This is a genomic window from Oerskovia enterophila (assembly GCF_001692445.1).
Taxonomy (GTDB): Bacteria; Actinomycetota; Actinomycetes; order Actinomycetales; family Cellulomonadaceae; genus Oerskovia; species Oerskovia enterophila.
In genome coordinates, this window is the sequence record NZ_MAQA01000043.1 from 14,533 (window position 1) to 40,690 (window position 26,158).

The 26,158-nt window shown below is 74.0% G+C and carries 23 protein-coding genes; 14 read left to right on the forward strand and 9 right to left on the reverse strand.

Translation table 11 applies throughout. From position 1 onward, the window contains the following. Positions 1-26 precede the first annotated feature (26 nt). Positions 27-881, forward strand: a complete 855-nt coding sequence (locus OERS_RS15465) for a hypothetical protein (protein WP_068626785.1) — start codon at positions 27-29, stop codon at positions 879-881. Positions 882-1,141: 260 nt separating this feature from the next. Here the strand turns inward: OERS_RS15465 and acs are convergent, their stop codons facing one another. After that, positions 1,142-3,172 carry an acetate--CoA ligase gene (gene acs, locus OERS_RS15470; RefSeq protein WP_082848888.1) on the reverse strand — a complete coding sequence of 677 codons (2,031 nt, stop codon included), beginning with the start codon at positions 3,170-3,172 and terminating at the stop codon, positions 1,142-1,144. A gap of 357 nt (positions 3,173-3,529) precedes the next feature. On the opposite strand from acs, the gene OERS_RS15475 reads away from it, so the two are divergent. From OERS_RS15475 to OERS_RS15495, 5 genes are read left to right on the forward strand one after another with little or no spacing between them, the layout of a single operon-like run. Next, positions 3,530-5,143, forward strand: a complete 1,614-nt coding sequence (locus tag OERS_RS15475) for an ABC transporter substrate-binding protein (RefSeq protein WP_211268492.1) — start codon at positions 3,530-3,532, stop codon at positions 5,141-5,143. Next, entirely contained in the window at positions 5,143-6,258 is a 1,116-nt protein-coding gene (locus OERS_RS15480) for an ABC transporter permease (RefSeq protein ID WP_248948610.1), read from the forward strand. The genes OERS_RS15475 and OERS_RS15480 overlap by 1 nt, the downstream gene beginning before the upstream one ends. Then, positions 6,251-7,072 carry an ABC transporter permease gene (locus OERS_RS15485; protein ID WP_068626789.1) on the forward strand — a complete coding sequence of 274 codons (822 nt, stop codon included), beginning with the start codon at positions 6,251-6,253 and terminating at the stop codon, positions 7,070-7,072. The genes OERS_RS15480 and OERS_RS15485 overlap by 8 nt, the downstream gene beginning before the upstream one ends. Next, the gene (locus tag OERS_RS15490; protein ID WP_068626791.1) at positions 7,069-7,980 is read left to right on the forward strand and encodes an ATP-binding cassette domain-containing protein; all 912 of its coding nucleotides are present in this window, start codon (positions 7,069-7,071) and stop codon (positions 7,978-7,980) included. Before OERS_RS15485 ends, OERS_RS15490 begins: the two co-directional genes overlap by 4 nt. Beyond that, positions 7,980-8,642, forward strand: coding sequence for an ABC transporter ATP-binding protein (locus tag OERS_RS15495; protein ID WP_068626793.1), 663 nt, complete (start codon positions 7,980-7,982; stop codon positions 8,640-8,642). The genes OERS_RS15490 and OERS_RS15495 overlap by 1 nt, the downstream gene beginning before the upstream one ends. A 112-nt stretch (positions 8,643-8,754) precedes the next feature. Here the strand turns inward: OERS_RS15495 and OERS_RS15500 are convergent, their stop codons facing one another. Further along, a complete protein-coding gene (locus OERS_RS15500) occupies positions 8,755-10,164 on the reverse strand; it encodes an NAD-dependent malic enzyme (protein ID WP_068626795.1) in 1,410 nt (469 codons plus the stop codon). A gap of 414 nt (positions 10,165-10,578) precedes the next feature. Further along, positions 10,579-11,454, reverse strand: a complete 876-nt coding sequence (locus OERS_RS15505; RefSeq protein ID WP_082608763.1) for an HAD family hydrolase — start codon at positions 11,452-11,454, stop codon at positions 10,579-10,581. Positions 11,455-11,623: 169 nt separating this feature from the next. On the opposite strand from OERS_RS15505, the gene OERS_RS15510 reads away from it, so the two are divergent. The 4 genes from OERS_RS15510 to OERS_RS15525 all read left to right on the forward strand — a co-directional run bounded on the left by OERS_RS15510 (position 11,624) and on the right by OERS_RS15525 (position 16,415). After that, a complete protein-coding gene (locus tag OERS_RS15510; RefSeq protein ID WP_068626797.1) occupies positions 11,624-13,258 on the forward strand; it encodes an FAD-dependent oxidoreductase in 1,635 nt (544 codons plus the stop codon). 189 nt (positions 13,259-13,447) lie between these two features. Further along, on the forward strand, positions 13,448-14,260 hold the full coding sequence (ssd, locus tag OERS_RS15515) for a septum site-determining protein Ssd (RefSeq protein ID WP_068626820.1): 813 nt from the start codon (positions 13,448-13,450) through the stop codon (positions 14,258-14,260). Next, positions 14,257-15,837, forward strand: a complete 1,581-nt coding sequence (locus OERS_RS15520; protein ID WP_139107872.1) for a TadA family conjugal transfer-associated ATPase — start codon at positions 14,257-14,259, stop codon at positions 15,835-15,837. Before ssd ends, OERS_RS15520 begins: the two co-directional genes overlap by 4 nt. Then, positions 15,834-16,415 carry a type II secretion system F family protein gene (locus OERS_RS15525; protein ID WP_068626822.1) on the forward strand — a complete coding sequence of 194 codons (582 nt, stop codon included), beginning with the start codon at positions 15,834-15,836 and terminating at the stop codon, positions 16,413-16,415. Before OERS_RS15520 ends, OERS_RS15525 begins: the two co-directional genes overlap by 4 nt. A gap of 269 nt (positions 16,416-16,684) precedes the next feature. Here the strand turns inward: OERS_RS15525 and OERS_RS21605 are convergent, their stop codons facing one another. The 4 genes from OERS_RS21605 to OERS_RS15545 all read right to left on the reverse strand — a co-directional run bounded on the left by OERS_RS21605 (position 16,685) and on the right by OERS_RS15545 (position 19,331). Next, a complete protein-coding gene (locus tag OERS_RS21605; protein ID WP_068626799.1) occupies positions 16,685-16,996 on the reverse strand; it encodes a helix-turn-helix transcriptional regulator in 312 nt (103 codons plus the stop codon). A gap of 288 nt (positions 16,997-17,284) precedes the next feature. Then, positions 17,285-18,562, reverse strand: coding sequence for an RNA polymerase sigma factor (locus OERS_RS15535; protein WP_068626800.1), 1,278 nt, complete (start codon positions 18,560-18,562; stop codon positions 17,285-17,287). 22 nt (positions 18,563-18,584) lie between these two features. Then, positions 18,585-18,923, reverse strand: coding sequence for a YciI family protein (locus tag OERS_RS15540; protein WP_083201525.1), 339 nt, complete (start codon positions 18,921-18,923; stop codon positions 18,585-18,587). A 12-nt stretch (positions 18,924-18,935) separates the two neighbouring features. Continuing rightward, positions 18,936-19,331 carry a YciI family protein gene (locus OERS_RS15545; protein ID WP_056649246.1) on the reverse strand — a complete coding sequence of 132 codons (396 nt, stop codon included), beginning with the start codon at positions 19,329-19,331 and terminating at the stop codon, positions 18,936-18,938. Between the two features lie 201 nt (positions 19,332-19,532). Here OERS_RS15545 and OERS_RS15550 point away from each other — a divergent pair, with 201 nt between their 5' ends. The 4 genes from OERS_RS15550 (at position 19,533) to OERS_RS15565 (ending at position 21,655) form a co-directional block, all read left to right on the forward strand. After that, entirely contained in the window at positions 19,533-20,474 is a 942-nt protein-coding gene (locus tag OERS_RS15550) for an alpha/beta fold hydrolase (RefSeq protein WP_068626804.1), read from the forward strand. A 187-nt stretch (positions 20,475-20,661) separates the two neighbouring features. Next, entirely contained in the window at positions 20,662-20,874 is a 213-nt protein-coding gene (locus OERS_RS15555) for a DUF4244 domain-containing protein (RefSeq protein ID WP_083201522.1), read from the forward strand. 113 nt (positions 20,875-20,987) lie between these two features. Further along, complete coding sequence (locus OERS_RS15560; RefSeq protein ID WP_248948611.1) at positions 20,988-21,305, forward strand: TadE family type IV pilus minor pilin; 318 nt, start codon at positions 20,988-20,990, stop codon at positions 21,303-21,305. Beyond that, positions 21,302-21,655, forward strand: a complete 354-nt coding sequence (locus OERS_RS15565; RefSeq protein WP_139107874.1) for an Rv3654c family TadE-like protein — start codon at positions 21,302-21,304, stop codon at positions 21,653-21,655. The genes OERS_RS15560 and OERS_RS15565 overlap by 4 nt, the downstream gene beginning before the upstream one ends. A 130-nt stretch (positions 21,656-21,785) precedes the next feature. Here OERS_RS15565 and OERS_RS15570 read toward each other — a convergent pair whose 3' ends face one another. Next, positions 21,786-24,524 carry a DEAD/DEAH box helicase gene (locus tag OERS_RS15570; protein ID WP_068626827.1) on the reverse strand — a complete coding sequence of 913 codons (2,739 nt, stop codon included), beginning with the start codon at positions 24,522-24,524 and terminating at the stop codon, positions 21,786-21,788. Positions 24,525-24,812: 288 nt separating this feature from the next. Then, the gene (locus tag OERS_RS15575) at positions 24,813-26,147 is read right to left on the reverse strand and encodes a M18 family aminopeptidase (protein WP_068626809.1); all 1,335 of its coding nucleotides are present in this window, start codon (positions 26,145-26,147) and stop codon (positions 24,813-24,815) included. Positions 26,148-26,158: the final 11 nt, after the last annotated feature.

Genomic DNA, 26,158 nt, shown 5'->3' on the forward strand with positions numbered 1-26,158 from the left:
CTGGGGGTCGACCTTCAGGAGGCCCCGTGTTCCTCAGCCTGCTCGCCGCCGTCGCCGCCGCGATCGGCTACGGCGTCAGTACCGTCATGCAGGCCGTCGCGGCCCGCCGCGCGCAGGGGCTCGCCGTGGTGCGGCAGCCGCTCGTGATCCTCGCGTTCACTGTCGACCTCGTCGCGTGGCTGTTCTCGCTCGTCGCGCTCGACCACCTGCCCCTGTTCGTGGTCCAGGCCGTGCTCGCGAGCTCGCTCGTCGTGACGGTCCTGCTCGCGAGGGTGTTCCTGTCGGTGCCCATGCGGCGGATCGACGTCGCGGCCATGACGGCCATCGTGGCCGCGCTCGTGGTGCTGGGGATCGCGGGCGGGGAGCAGCCCGCGCCCGTGCCGCCCGACTGGTTCACGCCCGTGCTCATCGGGGTCGCCGCGGGTCTCGCGGTCGTCGCGCTGGTCTTCTACAAGGCCGGGACGCCGGTGCTGCTCGCCGTGATCGGGGCCCTCGGCTACTCGGGGGCGGCCGTCGCGGCGCGAGGCGCGCACGCGTCGGGGGACATCTGGGACACGATCTTCCAGCCGCTCGCGATCGCGATCGTGCTGTTCGGGGTCGTGGGGGCGCTCGCGTACCTGCGCTCGCTCGAGCGGGGCAAGGTCGGGACGAACGCCGCGATCCTGTCGGTCGTCGAGGTCGTGGTCCCGGGGGCCGTCGGCATCGCGGTGCTCGGGGACACGATCCGATCGGGCTGGGACCCGGCGGTCGCCGTCGCGGCTCTCGTCGCGCTCGCGGGCTGCGTGGTCCTCGCGACGAGCCCCGCGAACGAGGCGGCCGAGTCGGGGGAGGCGAGCGACGGCGTCGGGCCGTCGAAGGACGAGGCGGCCGAGCCGGCGTAGGGGGCTCTTGTCGAGGCCCGCGGGCGAGGCCACGAGGCCCGACGGCGGAGCGCACCACGTGCGGTGAGCGCGCCTCGTGGGCGGGGCCGAGTTGTCAGAACGTGGCCGGGGAATGGCCCGGTGTGGTTCTGACAACTCAACGGGCCTGCCAGGTCCCCGACGGCGGAGCGCACCACATGAGGTGCCCTCGGTCGAGGCGCATCAGTCCTCCGGCCCCGGTGTGCCCGGCGCGCCGACCAGCTCGGCGCGCCGGGCCGGGCTCAGTCCTCCGAGCCTGCCGGCTTCGCCAGCCCCGACGCGATGAGCGTCATGACGGACGAGTCCGCGAGCGTCGTCGCGTCCCCGACGGTGCGGTTCTCGGCGACGTCGCGCAGCAGGCGGCGCATGATCTTGCCCGAGCGCGTCTTGGGCAGCTCGGGGACCACGAGGATCTTGCGGGGCTTCGCGATGGGCCCGATCTCCTTGGCCACGTGGTTGCGCAGCTCGAGCTCGACGGCCGCGGCACCCGCCGGGTCCGCCGCGCGGGCCGCGTGCTCGCCGCGCAGGATGACGAACGCGACGACGGCCTGGCCGGTCAGCTCGTCCGTGGCGCCCACGACAGCGGCCTCGGCCACGAGCGGGTTCGAGACCAGCGCGGACTCGATCTCCGTGGTCGACAGGCGGTGACCCGAGACGTTCATGACGTCGTCGACGCGGCCGAGCAGCCAGATGTCGCCGTCCTCGTCCTTCTTGGCGCCGTCGCCCGCGAAGTAGATGCCCGGGAACCGGGACCAGTAGGTGTCCTTGAAGCGCTCGAGGTCTCCCCAGATGCCGCGCAGCATGGAGGGCCACGGCTCCGAGAGGACGAGGTAGCCCCCGCCGCCGTCGGGCACCGGCCGCGCGTTGTCGTCGACGACGTCCGCGACGATGCCCGGCAGCGGGACCTGCGCCGAGCCCGGCTTGGTCGCCGTGACGCCCGGCAGCGGCGAGATCATGATCGCGCCCGTCTCGGTCTGCCACCAGGTGTCGACGATCGGCGCCTTGTCGCCACCGATGACGCGGCGGTACCACATCCACGCCTCGGGGTTGATGGACTCCCCGACCGAGCCCAGGACGCGCAGGCTCGTGAGGTCGAACTTGTTCGGGATCTCCTCGCCCCACTTCATGCAGGCGCGGATCGCGGTGGGCGCGGTGTAGAAGATCGAGACCTTGTACTTCTCGATGATCTCCCACCAGCGGCCCTGGTGCGGGGAGTCGGGCGTGCCCTCGTAGATGACCTGGGTCGCGCCGTTGAGCAGCGGGCCGTAGGTCACGTAGGAGTGGCCCGTGACCCAGCCGATGTCCGCGGTGCACCAGTAGACGTCGGACTCGGCCTTGAGGTCGAACACGTTCTTGTGCGTGTACGCGGCCTGCGTCAGGTAGCCGCCCGTCGTGTGCAGGATGCCCTTGGGCTTCCCGGTGGTGCCGGACGTGTAGAGGATGAACAGCGGGTGCTCGGCCTCGACCCACACGGGGGTGTGCTGGACGTCGGCGGCCTCGAGGGCGTCGTGCCACCAGATGTCGCGGCCCTGGGTCCACTCGACGTCCTGCTCGGTGCGGCGCACCACCAGGACGTGCTCGACCGTGGTGGCCTCGGCGCCCTCCTTGGCTGCGAGGGCCTCGTCGACCGCGGGCTTGAGGGCCGACGCGGACCCGCGGCGGTAGCCGCCGTCGGCCGTGATGACGACCTTGGCCTCGGCGTCGGCGATGCGGCTGCGCAGCGCGTCGGCAGAGAACCCGCCGAACACCACCGAGTGCGGGGCCCCGATGCGCGCGCAGGCCAGCATGGCGACGACGGCCTCGACGATCATGGGCAGGTAGATGACGACGCGGTCGCCCGTGGTCACGCCGAGCGCGCTCAGCGCGTTGGCCGCGCGCGAGACCTCGCGCTGCAGGTCCGCATACGTGACGGTGCGGGTGTCACCGGGCTCGCCCTCGAAGTGGATCGCGACGCGGTCGCCGTTGCCGGCCTCGACGTGACGGTCCACGGCGTTGTAGGCGGCGTTGAGCGTGCCGTCGCCGAACCAGCGCGCGACGGGTGCGTTCGACCAGTCGAGCGTCTCGGTGAACGGTGTCTTCCACGACACGAGCTCGGTGGCCTGGCGTGCCCAGAATGCGAGACGGTCGGCTGCGGCCTCCTCGTACAGCGCCGGCCGGGCGTTGGCCTGGGCGGCGAACTCGGGGCTGGGCGGGAAGCTGCGCTCCTCGTGGAGGAGGTTCTCCAGTCCCGTGGACTCGGGCTGCCCGTCGACCTGGTTCTCGGTGGCGGTCACATTCTCAGGCACTCTTACCTCCGGTGCGCATCGACTCTGGTGCGGGGCTCATGACGTGAGATCCCCGCGGCCTGCGAGCGGCCGCAAGGGGTGCGAGACACGTCGAGCGACGGGGCCTGTCCTGCCCCGACTGGGCGAGTCTAGACCCCATCGGGTGACCCGCGTCACTGGTTCTCGAAATGGGCGAGGGTGCTGACAAAAAGGCGAGCGACGTCGTCGGGCCCGCTTGCTCATGCGACAACGTCGCAGGAGTGCCACGATGGCCGGAACCCGAACTACTGACCAGGTGGGCACTCCGCTGCTCGCTGCGAAAGGAACGTCGTGGCGCGATCTCGAGCAGTACGTCCTGTTCTTCCGGTGATCGCCCTGAGCGGCATCCTGGTCCTCACGGCCTGCACGGCACCGGGCGGGAGCGCCGACGGCGCGAGCGCCGCGGGGGCTGACGCGGCGGACGGCGGCACCGGCGGCATCGTGCTCGCCGACGGCTACGAGCTCGGCGGGTACAACCCCGTCGCGGGCTTCGGGGCGGCGGGCGAGGCCAAGATGTACGACGGCCTGGTCCGCCTCACGGGAGGCGAGGGGATGCCGGGGTTCGAGCCCGCGCTCGCCGCCGAGCTCCCCACGGCCAACGACGACGCGACCGTGTGGACCGTGAAGATCCGTCCCGACGTGACGTTCTCCGACGGCAGCACGTTCGGCCCCGAGGACGTGGTCGCGACGTACGAGGCGATCCTCGACCCGGCGTCCGCGTCCGAGGCCAGGTCGTCGTTCGACATGATCGAGGAGGTCGTCCAGACCGGCGACGACACGGTCGAGTTCCACCTCGCGTACTCGTACGCGCCGCTCCTGACGAAGATGCTCATCGGCGTGGTGCCCTCGGAGGCCGTCGCGACGCCGGGCCTCGCGGCCGAGTCCACGCTCAACACCGCACCGATCGGGACCGGGCCCTACACGCTCGTGGACCTGTCCCCGGACCGCGCGGTCCTCGAGGCCAACGAGGACTACTGGGACGGCGCGCCCGAGGTCAAGAAGCTCACGCTCCTCTACGTCCCCGACGACAACACGCGCGCGCAGCGCATGGCCTCGGGCGAGATCGACGGCACCAACCTGCCGCCGCTGCTCGCGAACACGTTCGAGGGCAAGGACGGCATGACGGTCACGGCGCACACCTCGGCCGACTGGCGCGGCCTCTCGCTCCCCACCGACAACCCCGTCGCGGGCGACCCCGCGGTCCGCATGGCGCTCAACCTGGCCGCGAACCGGCAGTCGATGATCGACAACGTCCTGGGCGGGCACGGCCGCCTGGCCGCGACGCCCATCCCCGAGGTCTACGGCGACGCGTACGAGCCCGGCGCGGTCTTCGCCTACGACCCGGCGCAGGCCCAGCAGATCCTGACGGACGCGGGCTGGGTCGAGGGAACGGACGGGATCCGGGTCAAGGACGGGCAGCGCGCGCAGATCGCGCTCATGTACAACTCGGTCGACACGGTCCGCCGCGACCTCGCGCAGGCCTTCGCGTCCGACGCGCTCGCGGTGGGCGTCGAGGTGAACCTCGAGGCGCTGTCCTGGGACCGGATCGACCCGCGCATCAACACCGACTCGACGCTCCTGGGCGGCGGCGACGAGCCGTTCGACCCCGACACGCAGGCGTACGGCGCCCTGAGCTCGGTGTTCGTCCAGCCCGACGTCGGCAGCATCTACGACAACCCGAGCGACTACCAGGACGCGACGGTCGACGCGGCGCTCGAGGTCGGGCGGCGCAGCCTCGACCAGGCCGAGCGTGACGCGGCCTACCGCGAGGTCCAGGACGCGTACATCGACGACCCGGGGTACGTGTACCTCGTGTTCCTCGACCACACGTACGTCTCGAAGGACGCGGGCTGGACCATGTCGGGGCCCGTCCTCGAGCCGCACGCGCACGGCGTGACGTGGGGTCCGTGGTGGTCGCTGCAGTCCTGGACGCGGGACTGATGACCACGGTCCAGGCGGGGCGCGAGGAGCGCCCGGCCGGGCGCCCCGGGCAGGACGCCGGGCAGGCAGGCACGGTGCCCGACGGCGCCTCCCGCCCCGCGCCCGACGACGCACCCTCGGTGCGTGACCTGCGCCGCGGGCGCCACCGCGACATCTGGGCCATGGTGGGGCGCCGCCTGCTCTTCATCGTGCCGGTCACGGCCGCGGTCTCCGCAGGGCTGTTCGCGGCGGCCAAGTACTCGCCGTTCGACCCCCTGGTCGGGTACCTCGGGTCCCGGTACATGACCACGAGCGACGCCGACAAGGCGATCATCTCGGAGCAGCTCGGGTTCGACCGGCCCTGGTACTCGACGTACTGGGGATGGGTCCAGGACCTGTTCGGCGGGGACCTGGGGCTGTCTCGGTCGTTCAACCAGCCCGTCGCTCAGGTCATCGCCGAGCGCCTGCCGTGGACGCTGCTGCTCGCGGGGGCCGCGCTCGCGCTCGCGGTCGTGGTCGCGCTCGCGCTGGGGATCGCGGCGGGCGTGCGCAGCGGCGGGATCCTGGACCGGGGCGTCACGGCGCTGTGCGTCGTGGTGCAGGGGCTGCCGCCGTTCGTCATGTCGCTCGCGGCGATCGCGGTGTTCGCGCTCGCGCTGGGGTGGCTGCCCGCGGCGGGGCTCACGGACGGGGGAGCGGACCCCACGGTCGGGGGCGTGCTGCGCCACCTGGTCCTGCCGGTCGTGGTCCTCGCGATCTCGCAGGTGCCGTGGCTGCTGCTCGCGGTACGCGAGTCGGTCGTGACGTCGAAGGGCGAGGACTTCGTGGCCGGTGCGGTCTCGCGCGGCATCCCGACGCCGACCATCACGCGCCGCCACATCGTGCCGACCTCGCTCGCGCCGTTCGTCAACATCGTGGGCGTCCGGCTGCCCGAGCTGGTCGTGGGCGCGGTCCTGGTCGAGGAGGTCTTCAGCTGGCCGGGCGTGGCGGGCGCGATCGTCACGTCGGCCCGCGACCTCGACATGGCGCTCCTGGCGTTCCTGACGATCGGGACGACGGTCGTGGTCATGGTCGGCTCGCTCCTCGCGGACGTCGTCGTGGCCCTGATGGACCCCCGGGTGAGCACCGATGGCTAGGCGCAACCTGGTGATCGCGGGCTCGGTCCTGGCGGTCGTGGTGCTCTACGCGGTCCTGGTCCCGTGGGTCGCGGGGGTCGACGACCGGGTCACGGACTTCGCGCAGGCCCGCCAGGCGCCGTCGGCGGAGCACCTGTTCGGCACCGACTCGGCCGGGCGCGACCTGTTCGTGCGCATCGCGTCGGGCATCCGGACCTCGCTCGTCGTGGCGCTCCTGTGCGCGCTGCTCGCGACCGTGATCGGGGTCGTGGTCGGTACCGCCGCCGGGTTCTGGGGCGGGTGGCCGGACCGGATCATCATGCGCAGCACCGACGCGGTCAACGCGCTGCCGCACCTGCTGCTCGGGATCGTGATCGTGGCGATGTTCCGCGGCAGCCTCCTCGCGATCGTCCTGTCGATCGCGCTGACCCACTGGACGCAGGTCGCGCGCATCATCCGCTCGGAGATCCTCAGCCTGCGCCAGCGCCCGTTCATCGACGCGGCCGTCCTCGCGGGCGCGAGCCGCCGGCAGGTCGCGGTGCGCCACCTGGTCCCCGCGACCGCGCCGCAGGCCATGATCGCGGTCGTCCTGCTGCTCCCGCACGCGGTGTGGCACGAGTCCACGCTGTCCTTCCTGGGCTTCGGTCTCCCGCCGCACGAGCCCAGCCTCGGCACGCTCCTCGAGGAGGCGCGCAGCTCGCTGCTCCTGGGCGGGTGGTGGACCCTCGTCTTCCCGGCAGCCGTGCTCGTGGTCGTGACGCTCGCGGTCGCGTTCGCGGGCCAGGCGCTGCGCAAGGTCATCACCCCACCCCAACCCTCGGAGCTGAGACTGTGAGCCTGCGCGTCGAGAACCTGACAGTCCGCCTGCCCCTGCCGAACGGCTCGGTCGTGCACGCCGCGAGCGACGTGAGCCTCGACGTCCCGCGCGGCACGGTCACGGCCCTCGTGGGCGAGTCGGGCTGCGGCAAGTCGATCCTGGCGTCGGCCGTCATGGACCAGCTCCCGGCGGGCGCGCGCCGGACCGGCTCGATCACGGTCACGACCCCGCAGGGGGCTCTCGACGTGTTCGCGGGCGAACCCTTCCGGGGCCTGCACGCCGCGCTCGTCCCGCAGTCCGCGGCCACGCACCTCACGCCCGTGCGCACCGCGCGCTCGCAGCTCGAGGAGACGATCGCGACGCTCGGCTCGGTGCGCACGAGCGACGAGCTGGCCGAGCGCGTGGGCCTCGATCCCTCGGCGCTGGACTGCTACCCGCACGAGCTCTCGGGCGGCATGGCCCAGCGCGTGGCCGTCGCGGGGGCGCTCGCAGGCGACCCCTCGGTGATCGTCGCGGACGAGCCCACGGCGAGCCTCGACCGCGCCCTGACCGACCGGATCCTGGGGCTGCTGCGCGAGTGCGCCGACGACGGTGCGGCGGTCCTGCTCATCACGCACGACCTCGCGTCCCTGGTCCGCACGGGCGTGGCCGACCGGCTCGCGGTCATGTACGCCTCGCGCCTCATGGAGACGGGGCCCGCGGCCGAGGTGTTCGACGACCCGTGGCACGACTACACGCGCGACCTCCTGGGTGCGCTGCCCTCGCGCGGGCTGCACCCGTTGCCGGGCTCGCCGCCGCAGCTCACGGACCTGCCCGACGACTGCGTCTACCACCTGCGCCGCCCCGAGACCCGGCAGTCGGGCGGCCCGACGGCCTTGGTCCAGGTCGGCGACCGCGCCTACCGCACGCTGCGCGAGGTGGCCTGATGAGCCTCGAGGCGCGCGGCGTCGTGGCGGGCTACCGCCGCAAGCCCCCGGTCCTGACCGACGTCTCGATCAGCGTCCCGGCGGGCACGATCGTGGGGCTCTCGGGCCCTTCGGGCACGGGCAAGACCACCCTCGCCCGGGTCCTGGCGCTGCTCGACGCGCCGCGCGCGGGGACCGTGAGCATCGACGACCAGGTCGCGACGGGCACGCGGTTCGCGGTCCAGGGGGACCTGCGAGGCACGGTCGCGATGCTCTTCCAGTCGCCGCGCGCCTCGACCGACCCGCGCCTGACGCTCCGCTCGATCATCGCGCAGCCCGCCGAGGTCGCCCGTCGCCCGGTCGACGTCGAGGGGGTCGCGGCGCGCGTGGGCCTGACCCCCGACCTGCTCACGCGCAGGCCCTACCAGGTCTCCGACGGCCAGCTCCAGCGGGCCTGCCTGGCCCGGGCTCTCGCGCAGGAGCCGCGCTACCTGATCTGCGACGAGGCGACCGCGATGCTCGACGCCGCGACCACGGCGACGCTCGTGCGCCTCGTCGAGGCCGAGGCCGCGGCCCAGGGAGTGGGGGTCCTGCTCATCAGTCACGACGAGGAGCTGCTCGCGGCGTGCTGCTCGCAGGTCAGCGCGCTCGCGGACCTGCGGCGGGAGCCGGCCCCGCACTGAGCGGTCCCCGCCCGGGCGGGGCGACCGGGGGAGAGGTGCCCTGCCCGACGACGGTGCGCGGCGCCGTCGGGCACCTCGCCCCGTCGAGGGGTTCAGCCAGGCCGGGCGTCGCTCAGACGGCGGACGCGGCGGCCTCCTCCGCGCGGGCCGCGGCCTCTACGGCGGCGGCCACGACCGTCGTGACCTCGGGGTTGAACACGCTCGGCACGATGTAGGTCGCGTTGAGCTGGTCCTCGTGGATCGTCGAGGCGAGGGCCCGTGCCGCCGCGAGCAGCAAGGTGTCGGTGATCTTGTGTGACTGCGCGTCGAGCAGCCCGCGGAACACCCCGGGGAACGCGAGCACGTTGTTGATCTGGTTCGCGAAGTCGCTGCGGCCCGTGCCGACGATCGCGGCGTGCTGCGCGGCGTCGACCGGGTCCACCTCGGGCGTGGGGTTGGCCATGGCGAACACGATCGAGTCGGGTGCCATGGTCGCGATGTCGTCGCCCGTGAGGATGTCGGGGGCCGAGACCCCGATGAAGACGTCGGCCCCGGCGAGGGCCTCGACGAGCGTGCCGCTCACGCGGCGCGGGTTGGTGCTGATCGCCGTCCAGGCGAGCGCGGGGGACAGGCCCGGGCGGTCGGGGTGGATCACGCCGTCGACGTCGGCGACCACGACGTCGTGCGCGCCCGCGGCCAGGAGCAGCTTGAGGACCGCCGTCCCCGCGGCCCCCGCCCCGGACAGCACGATCCGCACCTCGGCCAGGTCCTTGCCCACGACCTTGAGCGCGTTCGTCAGGGCCGCGAGCGCGACGATCGCGGTGCCGTGCTGGTCGTCGTGGAACACCGGGATGCTCAGCTCGGCGCGCAGGCGGCGCTCGATCTCGAAGCAGCGCGGCGCCGAGATGTCCTCGAGGTTGATGCCCGCGAACACCGGCGCGATGGCCTTGACCGTGCGCACGATCTCGTCGACGTCCTGCGTGTCCAGGGCGATGGGGAACGCGTCGATGTCCGCGAACCGCTTGAAGAGGGCGGCCTTGCCCTCCATGACGGGCAGCGACGCGAGCGGCCCGATGTCGCCGAGGCCCAGGACGGCCGACCCGTCCGTGACGACCGCGATCGTGTTGCGCTTGATGGTCAGGCGTCGGGCGTCCTCGGGGTGCGCGGCGATGGCCTCGCAGACCCGCGCGACGCCCGGGGTGTAGATCATCGACAGGTCGTCGCGGTTGCGGATGGGGACCTTGGACTCGATCTGGAGCTTGCCGCCCAGGTGCAGCAGGAACGTGCGGTCCGAGACCCGGTCCACCGTCACGCCGTGCAGTGCGCGCAGCGCCGCGACGATCTCCTCGGCGTGCGACTCGCCGCGCGTCGCGACCGTGACGTCGACCGTGATGCGCTCGTGGCCCGAGGCCGTGACGTCCAGGGCCGAGACGATCCCGCCCGACTGCTCGATGGCCGTCGTGAGCTCGCTGACCGCGGTGGGCCTGGCCTCGACCTGGAGGCGGACGGTGATGGACGAGGAAACGCTCGGCGCTGAGGTCATGTGGTCAGCGTATTCGCCTGTCGTGCGCGGCCGGTGCACCGGGCGGGTGAGCGGCGGGCTCGGCGTGGCGGTGGCGCCCGCAGAGGCCCCGGACACGGGAACGGCGCCCCCGGAGGGACGCCGTGCTCGCCAGCGGGACGGGGGTTAACAAGCGTGCTGCGAGGGTAGGTGCTGCAACGGGGCGAGCCCGGTCAGCCAGTCCTATGCGGGGACTTCTCGCGCGTGGGTTCCGCCCGTCCCTGATGCTGTTGTCCCTCAGTGATACGCCGCTCCGGGGCGCCGCGCAAGGGGTGGCAGGGAGAACGGGGGAACCTCCACGGGGTGTTCGATCCCGAGCCGGGAGGAGCCGGACAACGGGGACCCCGCGGGTTCGAACAGGCCGCGTGCGGGGCCGTCCTGCGGGCCGGGGCCTCGCTACCCGGAGCGCCCCGAGCGCTTGCGCACCGCGCGCCACACGAGCCAGCCCACGACCGCGACCGCTACGGCCCCGCCGACCACGACCGCGCTCCGAGGCGGCGCGAGCTGGGTGCGCAGCGTGACGGGGCGCACGAAGGTGAGCGTGCCCCAGCCGCTCTCGCCCGCGAGGCGGCGCAGCGTCCGGTCGGGGTTGACCGCGAACCCGTGGCCGACCTCCGCGAGCATGGGCGCGTCCGTGATCGAGTCCGAGTAGGCGTAGGACGCGTCGAGGTCGTAGCCGTTGGCCTCGGCCAGCTCGCGGATCGCGAGGGCCTTGTTCTCGCCGTACGCGTAGAAGTCGATCTCGCCCGTGTAGCGGCCGTCGACGATCTCCATGCGCGTCGCGACGTAGTGGTCCGCGCCGAGCACAGCGGCGATGGGCTCGACGACCTCGGAGCCCGAGGCCGAGACGATCACGACGTCGTGCCCCCGGTCGTGGTGGCTCACGATGAGCTCGACGGCCTCGGCGTAGACGACCGGGTCGATGTACTCGTGCAGCGTCTCCTCGACGATCTGCGAGACCGTGCGCACGTCCCACCCCGTCACGAGCGAGCTGAGGTGCGCGCGCATGCGCTCGGTCTGGTCCGCGTCCGCGCCGCCGACCATGTAGAGGAAGTGCGCGTACGCGCTGCGCAGCACGTCGCCGCGGCTGATGAGCCCGCCCGCGTAGAACGGCTTGGAGAACGCGGCGGTCGACGAGGTCGCGATGATCGTCTTGTCCAGGTCGAAGAACGCGGCGACCTTGCGCGGGCGGGTCTCGCCGGCACCTGGACGGGGAGGCGCCTGGGGCGCGCTGCGCGGACCGGTCTGCGGTGAGTCCTGGGGCTGGGTCACCCGGTGAGCCTATCCGGCGAGCGCACGAGATGTCCCGGTTCGGCAGCGTCGTCGTGCCGCGGCTCCGCGCGGCGTGCCGGGAGTGCGTCGCCCGACGGGATGTCGACGTGCCGCCCGCGCGGTACGTTCGGCCCGGACGGACCGTGGCCCAGCCCCGTGGGAGGCACGCATGATCACGCTCGACGAGCTCCGCGCCATCTCGATCTTCGAGCCCCTCCCCCCGGAGCCGCTCGAGTTCCTCGTCGGTGCGGTCGAGGACATCCGGCTCCTGCCGGGCGAGTACTTCGCGCACGAGGGCGACGAGCGCGCGTTCTTCGTCGTGATCGAGGGACGTGCGGAGATCACGAAGATGATCAACGGGGACGAGCGCGTGATCGGGGTGCGGACCCCCGGCATGTTCTTCGGCGAGGTGCCCATGACGCTCAGCACGAGCTTCCCGGCGAGCGGCCGCGCGACCGAGGCCACGCGCATCATGAAGCTCGACGCGACCGTCTTCTACGGACTCGCGGCCATGGCCCCGGCCGTCCCCGCGCACGTCGCGACGCTCGCGCGCAGCTACCTCGACGCGCTCCAGGCGCACGCGTCGGAGAAGCCCGTGGCCGAGGCGCACGTGATCGGGCCCCGGCTCGACGCGGGGGTCCGGGACCTGGCGACGTTCCTGACGCGCAACCACGTGCCGTTCGACCGGGTCGTGGTGGAGGCGCCCGCCGAGCACCCGGCGGGGGCCGAGCCTGCCCACCCGGTCCTCGAGCTGCGCGACGGTTCGCGGCTCGTCGCCCCGGTGATGCGCGAGGTCGCGCACGCGGTCGGCCTGGCCGTGGAGCCCACCGAGACGGACTACGACGTCGTGATCCTCGGCGGCGGGCCGGCCGGGCTGACCGCGGCGGTCAACGCTGCGGCCGAGGGCCTGCGCCCGCTCGTCGTCGAGAGCCTGGCCCCGGGCGGGCAGGCGGGGACCTCGACCCGGATCGAGAACTACACGGGGTTCCCTTACGGCATCTCGGGGGACGACCTCGCGAGCCGGGCACTGACCCAGGCGCAGCGGCTGGGCGCCGAGATCGTCGTGACGCGCACGGTCGAGTCGATCGACCCGGGCTCGCACCGGGTCGTGCTCGACGGCGGCGACGCGCTCGGGGCGCAGGTCGTGATCGTCGCGACGGGGGTCGAGTGGCGCACGCTCGCCCTGCCGGCCGTGGACCGCTACCTGGGCAACGGGCTGTACTACGGGGCCGCGCGCAGCGACGCCGCGCTCGCCCAGGGGCAGGACGTCTGCATCGTCGGCGCGGGGAACTCGGCGGGGCAGGCGGCGATCTTCTTCTCGCGGCACGCCCGGTCCGTCACGATGCTCGTGCGCGGGGAGTCGCTCGGCGCGAGCATGTCGCGCTACCTGATCGACCAGATCGCGGCCAACCCCGGTATCCAGGTCGAGACCCGCGCGCAGATCGTCGACCTGCACGGCGACGAGGGCCTCGAGTCCCTCGACGTGCTCGACGCGCGGACGGGGGAGAGCGCCCGCCGCGCGCTCTCGGTCGTGTTCGTGATGATCGGCGCGGACGCCGTCACGGGCTGGCTGCCCTCGGAGGTCGCACGCGACTCGCACGGGTTCGTCCTCACCGGGGCCGAGGCTGCGGCCGCGCCGCAGTGGACCGCCGAGCGTCGGCCGTTCGCCCTGGAGACGAGCGCCCCGGGGGTCTTCGCGATCGGCGACGTGCGCTCGGGATCGGTCAAGCGCGTCGCGGCGGGGGTGGGCGAGGGCGGGATGGCGATCGCGTACGCGCACCAGTACCTCGCGCTGGCGCACTGACGGCAGGCTCGTCCACAGGGGCACGGCGGGCGTGGTTGTCCACAGGCCCGACGGCGCAGCCCCCCACGCCCGCTCGTCTCGCCCCAGGATGGTGGTCGGCCCGTGCGGACGGGCCGGCGCGGAGAGGGCCGCGGCCCGCTCGGCGGGCTGACGACCGCCTCCGCGCCCGCGTCGACGGGAGGGGGAGCCATGGGACGGGAAGAAGCGGTCGTGGTGGGAGTCATCGGGGCGTGCGGTGGAGCCGGGGCGAGCACCCTGGCCGCGGCGCTCGCGGACGGGCTCCGGCGAGCCGGACGGCGACCGCTCCTGGTGGACCTCGCGACGCGGGGCGGAGGGATCGACGTGCTCCTCGGGATCGACCACCGGGAGGGTCCGCGCTGGGCGGACCTCCGTGACGCCCGGGGCGAGGTGGACGGCCGGGCGCTCGCGGGTCTGCTGCCGACCTGGTGCGCGGTGCCGGTGCTCAGCGCGCACCGCACCGACCCGGCCGTCCTCGACCAGGGCGTGGTCGTCGACGTGTGCTCGGCCCTCGCGGACGCGTGCGACGTGCTGGTCCTCGACCTGCCGCGCGCGGCGCTCGCTGCGGGAGCGGGCGGAGGTGCCGACCTGAGCACAGGAGCGGCGGCCGGAGCGGGAGCGGATGCCGAGCACGCGGCGCTCGTCGGGGCGTGCGACGCGCTCTTCCTCGTGACCCCGCTCGAGCTGCCGGCGGTCGCTGGCGCCGTCGCGGCCGTCGCGCTCGCGCGCCGCTCAGGAGCCGACCGGTCGATGCGCCTCGTCGCGCGGCGACCCGCTCCCGGGCGGCTCGACCCGTGGGAGGTGAGCGACGTCGTCGGGCTGCCGCTCGCGTGCGTCGTGGGGTGGGACCGGACCCTCGCGGCGCGCGTCGACCGCGGGCAGGGCCCACCCGTCGGTGCGCGGCGCCCCCTGGGGCGCGCAGGACGTGAGCTCGGCGCGCTCGTCACCGCCGGGACGCTCGCCAGGACCCCGGCCGTGGCATGAGCCCGATCGACGACGGCCTGCTGGCCGAGGTGCGTGGTCGGGTCGTCGGCGGGGCCCCTGCCGACGACACAGAGCTCCGGGCGGCGCTGCGCGGCTCGGGGCGCGTGCTCGGCAGCGACGCGCTGAGCGACCTGACCCGGCGCGCACGCGCCGAGCTGTACGGGGCCGGACCCCTCCAGCCCTTGCTCGAGGACCCCGAGGTCACCGACGTCCTGGTCAACTCGCCTGCCGAGGTCTGGGTCGACCGAGGGGTAGGCCTCGAACGTGCGCCCGTGCACCTGGGGAGCGCGGCCCAGGTGCGGGCGCTCGCGGTCCGGCTCGCGGCCGCGGGCGGTCAGCGGCTCGACGACGCGAGCCCGCTCGTGGACGCGCGCCTGCCCGACGGCACCCGGCTGCACGCCGCGATCGCGCCCGTGTGCGAGTCCGGAGCCGTGATCTCGCTGCGCGTCCTGCGCTCGCGGGCCTTCACGCTCGACGAGCTCGTGGGCTCGGGTGCGCTGCCCGCACCGTGGGCCCCGGTGCTGCGGCGCCTCGTGGCCGCGCGCGCCAACATGCTGGTCTCGGGAGGCACGGGGACGGGCAAGACGACGCTGCTCGCCGCGCTGCTGTCCCTCGTGCCGGGGCGCGAGCGTGTCGTGTGCGTCGAGGAGGCGCGCGAGCTCGTGCCCGACCACCCGCACGTCGTCCCCCTGACCGCGCGGCGCCCCAACGTCGAGGGCGCGGGGGCGGTCGACCTGGCGGACCTGGTCCGCAACGCGCTGCGCATGCGCCCCGACCGGATCGTCCTGGGCGAGTGCCGCGGCGCCGAGGTCCGCGAGGTCCTCATGGCCCTCAACACGGGGCACGACGGCGGCCTGGCCACGATCCACGCCAACTCCGCGTCGGTCGTCCCCGCGCGGCTCGAGGCTCTCGCCGCGCTGGCAGGGATGACGCGCGAGGCCGTGGCCGCCCAGGCTGCGGGGGCGCTCGACGTGGTGCTGCACCTGCGGCGGTCCGGGCGGGTGCGGTACCTGGCAGAGATCGGGGTCGCGCGGGCTCTCGGGCGACGGACGGTCGCTGGACGCTCGGTGCGTCTGCTCGTGTCCCACGTCGCGTCGCTCGTGCGCTCGGGGAGCGCGCCCGGGGCCGCGTGGGCGACGGCTGCCGGCGTGCGGGTGGACTCCCGGGGCGTCCCCGATGCGGCCGACCTGCTCGCACTCGTGGGTGCTCGTGGCTCGGGCGAGGCGCCGGGGCAGGTCGCGGCGGTCGTCGCGGCGAGCCGGTTGGCGGCCGACGTGGGGGCGCCTCTCGGCGCAGTCCTCGAGTCGATCGCGCAGGCGCTGTCCGCGGAGTCCGAGGCGCGAGCCGACCGGGAGGCGTCGCTCGCGGGCCCGCAGGCGACGGCGCGCGTGCTGCTGTGGCTGCCCGCCGTCGGGGTGCTGCTCGGCGCGGTCCTCGGGGTCGATCCGGTGGCGACCGCGCTCGGTGGCGGGGTGGGATCGGCGGGTCTGCTGGCCGGCGGGGTGCTGCTCCTGGTGGGGCGCCGGTGGTCGGGTCGACTGGTCGCGCGTGCCAGGGCGGCGGGGGCGCCTCCGTGAGCGTCGACTGGCTGCTCGTGGCGGCGTTGTCGTGCGGGTTCCTGGTCGCCGCGAGCCCGTGGTGCCTCGCACGGGCAGGGGTCCGGGCTCGGCTCGGCGACCTGGCGGTCGCGACGGCTCCGGGGCGAGAGCCGGCGACGGGCGGACCGGTCGAGATCGGTGTCCTGCTCGAGCTGCTCGGGGCGGCGGTCCGCGCGGGGACGAGCGTCCCGCGCGCGCTCGAGGCTGTGGGGCAGGCGGTCGGAGGGCCCGACGGCGTCGCCCTCCACCGTGCCGGGGCTGCGGTCGTGCTCGGGGCAGGATGGGCCGAGGCCTGGTCCGGGTCACCGGCGCGGCTGGACGTGGTGCGCGCGGCGCTGGCCCCGGCCTGGGAGCAGGGGGCCGCGCCGGGGGAGTCGCTGCGCGTGGCGGGCGAGCAGCTCCGGCGTGACCAGCAGGCGGCTGCACGGCAGGCCGCTGCGAGGCTCGCGGTGCACCTGGTCCTGCCGCTGGGCGTGTGCTTCCTGCCGGCGTTCGTGCTCATCGGGCTGCTGCCCGTGCTGCTGTCGTTGGGCGGTGGGGTGCTCGGTAGTGGGTGAGGGGTGGCTGGTGCTGGTGCTGGTGGTGCTGGTGGTGCTCGTGCTGACGTGCGAGCGGTGGCGTCCGTGGGACTGCTGCCGATGCTGCCGTCGCTGGCCGAGCTCGGCGGCGGGGAACGGATGCCGGATGATGGTGCGGACGGTCGTGCCGAGGTGAGCGGCAGGGGCGGTGACTGATCGCAGCCCGGCGCGCGGCGAGCCGAGGACGCGGGACTGGCGGCGTGGTGAGCGAGGCTGGGCTGGCGGCGTGGTAGCTCGAGGGTGGGGCGTCAGCGGCGCCCACGCTGAGAGCCGTCGTCGAGGAGGTCGTCGACGGGACAGCCGAATGCCGCGGCGATGGCGCCGAGGTCGTCGAGCGACCACGCGACCTTGCCCGTGAAGCGCTGCGAGATCGCGCTCCGTGACCGGCCGAGCAGCTCGGCGAGGTCCTCCTGGCTGATGTCGCGCCGGGCCGACTCGAGCCGGATCGCGCCGGCAGCGACCCGGCTGAGCTGTACCCCGTACTCGGAGGGCCGGGGGAGATCGTCGAGCGGCCACGAAGGGTCTTCCGGGTTCGTGTGGGCGAGTGGTCGGGGGAGCATGTGTGCCTCGCAGGGGTGTGTGGGAATCGGGAGTGGTGTTCGACGAGCGGGCCGTGGTTTCGCTGAGCGAACAGCGCTCGCCACAACACTTGGGGGACTCGCCAGACGTTCCTGGACTGCTCGCCGCGGGGTCCTGAACTCGTGGAGTCTCTGAGGCAGCCGGCCACGTGGACGAGGTTCAGCGATGCTGCTGATCGGACGCCACTGATCCATGGTGGCCGGTCAGCAGGCCATGGGTCGGGCTTTCCACAGGGCCAGGGCCAGGGCCACAGGGCCAGTCCGCCCGAGCTAGCCGAGCAAGTCCTCCCGGACCTCCGCGAGCCGCCGCGTCAGATGCTCTCGCTCGGCCGCGTTCCCGCACCGGCCGATCGCCTCCTCGAACGACGCCACGGCCTCGGCGGGTCGGCCCGCCCGCACCAGCAGCTCGGCCCGGGTCGCAGGCAGCCGATGGTTCGTCCGGAGGGACTCGTCGATCCCTTCGAAGCCGTCGATCAGCGCGAGCCCGACGGTAGGCCCCTCGGACTCCGCGACCGCGACCGACCGGGCGAGCCGGACCATGGGTGAGCCCGTGGCCGTCTCCAGCTCGGCGTACAGGTCGGCGATCCCGCCCCAGTCCGTGTCGGTTGCGCGTCCCGCGACAGCGTGCGCAGCGGCGATCGACGCCTGGAGGCGGTACTCGTGCGCGAGGCCAGTGACGCCGTCGGGCACGGAGGCGAGCAGCGCGAGACCCGACGCGATCTCCTCGCCGTGCCACCGCGACCTGTCCTGGTCCGTCAGCAGCACGAGGGACCCGTCCGCAGCCACGCGCGCGTCACGACGCGAGTGCTGGAGCACCAGGAGGGCGAGCAGCGACCGCACCACGGGACGCCCCGGCAGGAGCTCGTCGAGCAGGCGCGCCAAGCGGATCGCCTCGCCGGCCAGGGCCACCCGCAGCACGTCGGGCCCCGTGCCCGGCGCGTACCCCGCGGTGAAGGTCAGGTAGACGACAGAGGCGACATCGTCGAGGCGGTCGTCCAGGCGCTCGGGCGGGGGCACCTCGAACGGGATGCCCGCGGCGACCAGGCGCTTCTTCGCCCGTGTCAGGCGCGCCGCCATGGTCGTGTCCTGGACCAGGAAGAGCCGCGCGATGTCCGGCACGGGCAGGCCCGCGACGAACCGCAGGGTCAACGCCGCGCGCGACTCGACCGACAACGCCGGGTGGCAGCACGAGAAGACGAGGCGGAGCCGGTCGTCGGGCAGGTGAGCGCCGTCGTCGCCCACCCCCGGCGTACCGTCCGTCGCCTCCGCCGCGGACCGCGCCTCGACGATCATGAGCGGCTCCTTCTGGACAGCGACCGCCTCGGCGCGCAAGCGGTCGAGCACGCGCCGCCCGGCCGCGGTGCGCAGCCAGGCGGCGGGGGAGTCCGGCACGCCGTCGACGGGCCACGTCCTCGCCGCAGCCGCGAACGCGTCCGCGAGCGCGTCCTCCGCGAGGTCCGGACGGCGGTAGCGCGCGACGAGCATCGCGAGCAACCGCGCCCAGTGCTCGCGCCACGCCGAGGTGAGCGCGTCGTCGACGAGCGTCATGGGCGCGCGACCGGCGACGAGGTCACAGGTCGTCCACGTCCACGACCGGACGCAGCTCGACCGTGTACTGCGGCAGGAGAGCGACGGCCTCGATCGCGGTGTCGATGCTCGGCAGCACCGCGACGTAGAAGCCGCCGAGCTGCTCGGCGAGCTCGGCGAACGGACCCTCGGTCACGGTCGCCGTGCCCTCCCGGCTGCGGACCGTCGTGGCCGCGGCGACCGTGCTGAGCGCCTCCGCGGCCACGATGCTCCCACGGTTCCTGAGGAACGCGGCGAACTCGTCGTGCTGCGCCATGAACCGCGAACGTTCCTCCGCGGAGGCAGCAGCCCAGACCTGCTCGTCCCCGTACAGCAGGAACATGACCTTCACGGCTCAGGCCTCCGCCCCTGCGGGCGTGGTCACGGCGGCGGCGTCTGCCCCGCCGTGATCCACCGTGGGGCGGATCTCGTACGTGCAGCCGTCGCCCGCGAAGACCTCGTCGATGATCGTCACGAGCCCCGGCAGGTCGTCGCTCACGACCAGGTAGATGCCGCCGATCTGCTCGGCGAGCTCGGTGAACGGGCCCTCGGTCGTCCCGACACCAGGGCGGACCAGGGTCGCCGTCCCGGCGGCCTCGAGCTCGACACCGCCCGAGATCCGGTGGCCCTCCACCTCGACGCGGCGCGTGAACTCCTCGTGCTGGGCCATGATCTCCTCGGCCAGGTCCGGGCGCATGGCGGGCGTGCCGTCTTCCGGGGCGTGGATGAGGACTGCGTACTCGGTGCTCATGATTCCTCCAGGTGAGTGGGTGGTTGGTCCTTCATCTCGATGACGCGTGACCACCGACGGAATCGACAGCCGCTCGCGACCAGTTTCGCCGGTGGCCGCGGGAGGCGCGCGGAGAACAGGACACGGGTTGACCGGTACGGGTCGCACGATGGCGACATGAACTCATCGACAAGTCCCGGTGCCCGATGGAGAGAAACCAATATGCCCGACCCCAGCGACTTCCCCGAGTCGACCCTCGTCCCGGTCAACGGTGTGGAGCTCGAGGTCTTCGAAGCCGGCCGGCACAACGCAGGACGACCCGTCGTGCTGTGCCACGGCTGGCCGGAGCACGCCTACTCCTGGCGTCACCAGGTGCCCGCCCTCGTCGAGGCGGGCTACCACGTCATCGTCCCGAACCAGCGAGGCTACGGCGGCTCGTCCCGTCCGGCCGAGGTGACGGCGTACGACGTCGAACACCTGTCAGGCGACCTGGTGGCGCTGCTCGACCACTACGGATACGACGACGCCACCTTCATCGGTCACGACTGGGGTGCCTTCGTCGTCTGGGGACTGACGCTGCTGCATCCGCACCGGGTCAACGGAGTGATCAACCTGAGCCTGCCGTATCAGGAGCGCGGAGAGCGGCCCTGGATCGAGGTCATGGAAGAGGTGCTGGGCGGTGACTTCTACTTCGTCCACTTCAACCGACAGCCAGGCGTCGCGGACGCCGTGCTCGACGCGAACACCTCCCAGTTCCTTCGCAACCTGTACCGGAAGAACGAGCCCCCCAGAGAACCTCAGCCCGGCATGGCGATGGCGAACCTCGCCAGAGCGCAGACGCCGCTCGGTGAGCCCGTCATGAGCGACAGCGAGCTGGCCGTCTTCGTGTCCGCCTTCGAGTCGACCGGTTTCACGGGCAGCATCAACTGGTACCGGAACCTGGACCGCAACTGGCGCCTGTTGGCAGACGCGGACCCGATCATCCAGCAGCCCGTGCTCATGATCTACGGCGACCGGGACCTGGTCGCGAGGTCCGAGCGGCTGGCCGAGTTCGTCCCCCAGGTCGAGGTGGTCACCCTGGACTGCGGTCACTGGATCCAGCAAGAGCTGCCGGACGAGACCAACCGAGCGATCCTCACCTGGCTGGAGCAGCAGGGGGCCTAGCTTCGAGGGGGCGCCGCCGAGCCGCGCGAGGTCACGACGGCGCCCCGGCGATGCGGGGTATGCACAGGACGCCTCGTGGGGGCGTGTTCCACAACGTCGCCTGCTGTGCGAGCGGGGCGGGGCGCGGGCTCGCCACAGTGGGCGGCACGGCCCACGACAGGTGGGTCACGAGAGCCAGGAGGCACCCATGAAGACCATGTATCGGGCGAGAGCGACCGGAGCGGAGCTGCTCGTCCGCGTCTGCGGCGAGGACCCGGAGGCCGGTCTCGCGACGGCCGAGTACGCGGTGGCGACCATCGCGGCCGTCGGGTTCGCGGGCCTGCTCATCGCGATCCTCAAGAGCGGCGAGGTGCGCGAGATGCTGCTCGGCATCATCCAGCGCGCCCTGTCGATCGGGTGAGCATGGCGGCCGGCAGGGCGGGGGTGTCGCGGGCGGCGACGTCGCTCCGGGGGATGCGGGGGCGGTCGTGGCGTCGGCCCGGGTGGAGGTTCCCGGACCGTGAGGGCGGCACCGTGACTGCCGAGCTCGCCCTCGCGCTGCCCGCGGTCGTCCTCGTCCTGGTGGCCGTCCTCACGCTCGCCGCGGCGGCGAACGCACAGCTCCAGGCCGCCGACGCCGCTCGCGCCGCTGCCCGGGCCGTCGCGATCGGTGAGGACGACGCGGTGGTGCGCGCCGTCGTCGGGCGGGTGGCCGGGGCAGACGCCACGGTGACCGTCTCCCGCGGCGACCTGTGGATCGAGGTGCGGGTCGCCAAGCCCGTGGTCGGCGGTTGGCTGTCGAGCTCGCCGCTCCAGGCGCGCGGGGCTGCGGTCGCGTGGGACGAACCGTGAGGCCCGCCGACCAGGGGTCGGGGACCGTGCTCGCGCTCGGTCTGATCGCGGTCGCGCTCGTGCTGGGGCTCGCGCTCGCGGCCCTGTCGTCCGCGCAGGGCGCGCGAGGGCAGGCTCAGACGGCAGCGGACCTCGCGGCCGTCGCCGGGGCGACAGCCCTCCAGGGAGGCCGGGACGCGTGCCCGACGGCGCACGAGACCGCGGAGCGCAACGGCGCCATGGTCGCGGCGTGCGCCGAGCAGGGCGACGGCGTGGTCAGGGTCGACGTCACCCGCGAGGCGACGGGATGGGCCGGGGCGCTCGGGACGGCGCGGGCCGCCGCACGGGCGGGACCGGCGTCGGCGCGGTGAGAGGCGCCGACGATCGGTGACGTCGAGTGCATGATTCGGCTGCGGCACGCCCGGCGAGTCGCAGCCGAATCACGCACTCGTCGCACGGCTCGGGCCCAGGCCCAGGCCCAGGCCCAGGCCCCGGCCCCGGTCACGCAGGCGCGTACGCGAGCACCGCGTCGAGCAGCCGGACCGCCGCAGCCTTGTCGAGCGGGTTGTTGAAGTTGCCGCACTTGGGCGACTGCACGCACGCGGGGCAGCCGTCCGTGCACGGGCAGCGCGAGATCGCGGCCCGGGTCGCGCGCAGCCACGTCGCGCCCAGGTGGAAGCCGCGCTCGGCGAAGCCCGCGCCGCCGGGGTACGCGTCGTACACGAACACCGTCGCCTGCTCGGTGTCGACGTGCGTCGCGGTCGAGACCCCGCCCAGGTCCCAGCGGTCGCACGTCGCGAGCAGCGGCAGGAGACCGATCGACGCGTGCTCGGCCGCGTGCAACGCACCCGGTGCCGTCTCGGCGTCGATGCCCGCGGCCTCGAGGACCTCGGCCGGGACCGTCCACCACACGGCGGTCGTCGGGAGCGTGTGCTCGGGCAGGTCGAGCGGTTCGGTGCCCAGGATCTGCAGGTCCGGCAGGCGGCGGCGCTGGAAGCTCACGACCTGGCTCGTGACCTCGACCGGCCCGAACCCCCAGCCGATCGGCCCCCACCAGCGCTGGATCGCGGGGTGCGCGGCGTCGTTCGGGGCCGAGCCCCGCGGGACGGACGGCTCGTCGCCCGGGGCGGGCTCCGCCGTCGGGCCGTCGCCCGTCGCGTCGCCCGTCGGGGCGTCGCCGGACGGGGCGGACCCGGCCGAGGCGGGGGTCTCGCTCTCCTGCTCGTCGCGGATCCCGTGGATCGCGATCTCCGTGACCGAGCGCGACCACGTCCCGAAGTCGACGTCCCGGCGCGCGACGAGCGCGATGCCGTCGCGCAGGTCGAGCGTCTCCACGACGTAGCTCACGCCCTGGTGCACGTAGACCGCGCCGTCGTGGACCGAGCCGTCGGCCGAGGCCGCGTCGACCGTGCCGAGGAGGCGCCCCGTGCCGGCCTCGACCACGCGCACGGGCGAGCCACCCGAGCCGCGCAGGTCGGTCATGGCGGCGGCGGACTGGGCATGGGTCCAGTACCACCCGGACGCCCGACGGCGCAGCGCACCTCGCGCGACCAGCACACCCAGGAGCTCGGTCACCGCGGCGGGGTCGCCGAACACGGCGAGGTCGGACTGCCTGAGCGGGACCTCGGCGGCCGCCGCGCACAGGTGCGGCGCGAGGACGTACGGGTTGGCAGGGTCGAACACCGTGGCCTCGAGCGGGGCCGCGAAGATCGCCTCGGGGTGGTGCACGAGGTAGGTGTCGAGCGGGTCCTCGCGCGCGACGAACGCCACCAGGCCGTCGGCTCCCGCGCGCCCCGCGCGCCCCGCCTGCTGCCAGACCGACATGCGCGTGCCCGGCCAGCCCGCGATGAGGACCGCGTCGAGGCCCGAGATGTCGACGCCCAGCTCGAGCGCGTTGGTCGTCGCGAGGCCCCGGATCGCGCCGCTGCGCAGGGCCTGCTCGAGCGCCCGGCGCTCCTCGGGCAGGTAGCCGCCGCGGTAGGCCGCGACCCGGCGTGCGAGCTGGGGCGAGACGACGCGCAGGTGGTCCTGGGTCTGCGTCGCGACGGCCTCGGCCCCACGGCGCGAGCGCGTGAACGCGAGGGTCCGGGCGCCTGCTGCCGTGAGGTCGGCCAGGAGGTCCGCTGCCTCGGCCGTGGCCGACCGGCGCGGGCGCTCGGGTGAGTCGCCGGGCGTCGCGGGCTCGTCGGGGTCGCTCGTCAGGCCCAGCTCGTCGTGGGCCGTGGGGTCGATCAGGAGGGACTCCGCGAGGGCCGCGTCGGCCGCCGGGTCGTTCGCTGCCGCGGCGCGGGCCTGCGCGGCCTCGTAGCCGAGGACCTCGGGAGGTTGCCAGAGCGCGAACGTCTTGCGGCCCGCGGGGCTCGTGTCGGTGTCGACCGTGACGATCTGCTCGGACGGGACCCCGATGAGCCGGCCGGCGCTCGCCGCAGGGTCGGCCGTGGTGGCCGAGGCGACGACGAACGTGAGGCCCCGCGCGGACCCGGTGTCAGGAGCGGGCCGGTCCATACCCCGGCGTGGTTCTGACAACCCCGCCGGTGGCGCGGGCGCGTAGTGCGCCGAGAGCCGGGCGAGGCGTCGCAGCACGAGCGCCACGTGCGCCCCGAACACCCCCCGGTACGAGTGCCCCTCGTCGACGACGACGTAGCGCAGGTTGCGCAGGAACCGGGTCCAGCGCCGGTGGTTGGGCATGAGCGCGAAGTGCAGGAAGTCGGGGTTGGTCAGCACGACGTCGGCGTACTCCTGGACCCACTTGCGCTCCTCGAACGAGGTGTCGCCGTCGCACGTCGAGACCTTGACGTCGTTCGCGCGCGACGCGTCGAGCAGGCGCTGGAGACCGTCGACCTGGTCGGCCGCGAGAGCCTTGGTCGGGCTCAGGTAGAGGACCGTGCCGCGCGTCCGGGCGCTCTCGATCCGGCCGGGGGCCAGGGTCTCGGCCGCGCGGTCCGCGCGCACCGCGGTGAGCGCGGGCAACCAGAACGCGAGCGACTTGCCCGAGCCGGTCGAGGTCGCGAGCGCGACGTGCCGCCCCGACCAGGCGGCCTCGGCCGCCTCGACCTGGTGCGCCCACGGTCGCTCCACGCCCATCGAGCGGTAGCCCGCCACGAGCGAGGCGTCGGCCCAGCCGGGCCAGTCGGCGTGCTGCCCGGGGCGCCCGGGCAGGTGCTCGACGTGCGTCAGCCGGTCGGCGCGACGGCCGCCCGCGAGCAGGACGTCGAGCAAGGCGCCGGGGCGGTCGGACACGGTCGGCAGACCGGTGCTGGTGCTGTCGCGAGCGTCCGGGGCGCCGGACCTCGAGGAGCCGTTCGACGGGCTGGTCGACGCGGCGTCCGGTTCCGGGGGTCGCGACGGGCTGGGCACGTCTCCGAGTCTCCCACCTGGGGCGTGCCGGGCCGAACCGTCGAGCGGGCGCTGCCCCCCAGGACCGCGAGGTAGAACGTCCTGCGCGACGTAGTACGCGAGGGGTTCTACCTCGCGCAGAACGTTCTACCTCGGCGACTCAGGCAGCGCGGCGGCGCGCGTCCTCCGCCCTCAGCCCGCGAACACCTGCCCGATCGCCCGCGACAGGTAGTACGGGTCCGCGACGGCCGTCAGCTCGCGCGCCGAGTGCATCGAGAGGATGGGCGCGCCCACGTCGACCGTCCGGATCCCGAGCCGGGTCGCGGTGAGCGGACCGATCGTCGACCCGCACGGCACGGTGTTCTCCGAGACGAACTCCTGGCTCGGCACGCCGGCTGCCGCGCAGGCCGCGGCCCAGGCTGCCGCGCCGTGGGCGTCGGTCGCGTACCGCTGGTTGGCGTTGATCTTGAGGATGGGACCGCCGCCGGCCAGCGGCCGGTTGGCCGGGTCGTGGCGCTCGGGGTAGTTGGGGTGGACCGAGTGGCCGACGTCGCTCGACACGCACAGCGACCCCGCGAGCGCACGGTGCCGGTCCTCCTCGCCGGCGCCGAAGCCGGCGCTGATGCGCGAGAGCACGTCGGCGAGGAACGGGCCGCTGGCCCCCGAGCGGGTCTCGCTGCCGATCTCCTCGTGGTCGAACGCCGCGAGCACGGCGACGGGCGCCCCGTGCCGCCCACGACGGGCCCCCGTGGAAGCCCCAGACGCCACCTCGAGCAGCGCCGTGAGCCCGGCATGCACCGACAGCAGGTTGTCGAGCCGTCCCGAGGCGAGCAGCTCCTCGTGCGCCCCGAAGATCCGCGGGGCCTGGGTGTCGGCCACGACCAGGTCGTACCCGCCGACGTCCGCGGCTCGCACGCCCGCGTGCTCGGCGAGCAGCGCGAGCAGGTCCGCGTCGGGGGCTCCGAGCGCGCCGAGACCCCACACGGGCTGGGTGTGGCGCTGCTTGTCGAGCGTCAGACCCTCGTTCGCGCTCCGGTCGAGGTGGATCGCGAGCTGGGGGATGCGCAGCAGGGGGCCGGTGCGGACCAGGTGGCTGCGGCCGTCCAGCGTCACGAGGCGCCCGGCGAGCTCGAGCTCGCGGTCGAGCCACGAGTTGAGCAGGGGACCGCCGTACACCTCGACGCCCGCCTGCCACCAGCCCTCGCGGCCCGTGGTCGGCTTGGGCTTGAGCTTGAAGCCGGGGGAGTCGGTGTGCGCGCCGAGGATCGCGAAGGGCGTCGTGGCGCTCGCCCCCGCGGGCGTCGCCCACGCGATGACGGCACCGTCACGCACGACGACGTAGCGCCCCTCCGCGCTCGCGAGCGGCCAGGCGTCGGCCTCGTCGAGCAGCGTGAAGCCCGCCTCGACCGCGCGGCGGGCGACCTCGTGGGCCGCGTGGAACGACGAGGGCGAGGCCTCGACGAACCGGGCGAGGTCCTCAGCATGGGTGCGGGCCTGCGGGGACGGACCCCGCGGGGTGGCGACCACGGGAGAGGCGG

Excerpts from the sequence above, each read along its gene's own strand:
- OERS_RS15510 (WP_068626797.1), top strand. The coding sequence starts at position 11,624 with ATGATCACGCTCGACGAGCTCCGCGCCATCTCGATCTTCGAGCCCCTC.
- OERS_RS15550 (WP_068626804.1), top strand. The coding sequence starts at position 19,533 with ATGCCCGACCCCAGCGACTTCCCCGAGTCGACCCTCGTCCCGGTCAAC.
- OERS_RS15555 (WP_083201522.1), top strand. The coding sequence starts at position 20,662 with ATGAAGACCATGTATCGGGCGAGAGCGACCGGAGCGGAGCTGCTCGTC.
- OERS_RS15540 (WP_083201525.1), bottom strand. The coding sequence starts at position 18,923 with ATGTTCCTGCTGTACGGGGACGAGCAGGTCTGGGCTGCTGCCTCCGCG.
- OERS_RS15545 (WP_056649246.1), bottom strand. The coding sequence starts at position 19,331 with ATGAGCACCGAGTACGCAGTCCTCATCCACGCCCCGGAAGACGGCACG.
- OERS_RS15485 (WP_068626789.1), top strand. The coding sequence starts at position 6,251 with ATGGCTAGGCGCAACCTGGTGATCGCGGGCTCGGTCCTGGCGGTCGTG.
- OERS_RS15495 (WP_068626793.1), top strand. The coding sequence starts at position 7,980 with ATGAGCCTCGAGGCGCGCGGCGTCGTGGCGGGCTACCGCCGCAAGCCC.
- OERS_RS15480 (WP_248948610.1), top strand. The coding sequence starts at position 5,143 with ATGACCACGGTCCAGGCGGGGCGCGAGGAGCGCCCGGCCGGGCGCCCC.
- OERS_RS21605 (WP_068626799.1), bottom strand. The coding sequence starts at position 16,996 with ATGCTCCCCCGACCACTCGCCCACACGAACCCGGAAGACCCTTCGTGG.
- ssd (WP_068626820.1), top strand. The coding sequence starts at position 13,448 with ATGGGACGGGAAGAAGCGGTCGTGGTGGGAGTCATCGGGGCGTGCGGT.
- OERS_RS15500 (WP_068626795.1), bottom strand. The coding sequence starts at position 10,164 with ATGACCTCAGCGCCGAGCGTTTCCTCGTCCATCACCGTCCGCCTCCAG.
- OERS_RS15520 (WP_139107872.1), top strand. The coding sequence starts at position 14,257 with ATGAGCCCGATCGACGACGGCCTGCTGGCCGAGGTGCGTGGTCGGGTC.
- OERS_RS15535 (WP_068626800.1), bottom strand. The coding sequence starts at position 18,562 with ATGACGCTCGTCGACGACGCGCTCACCTCGGCGTGGCGCGAGCACTGG.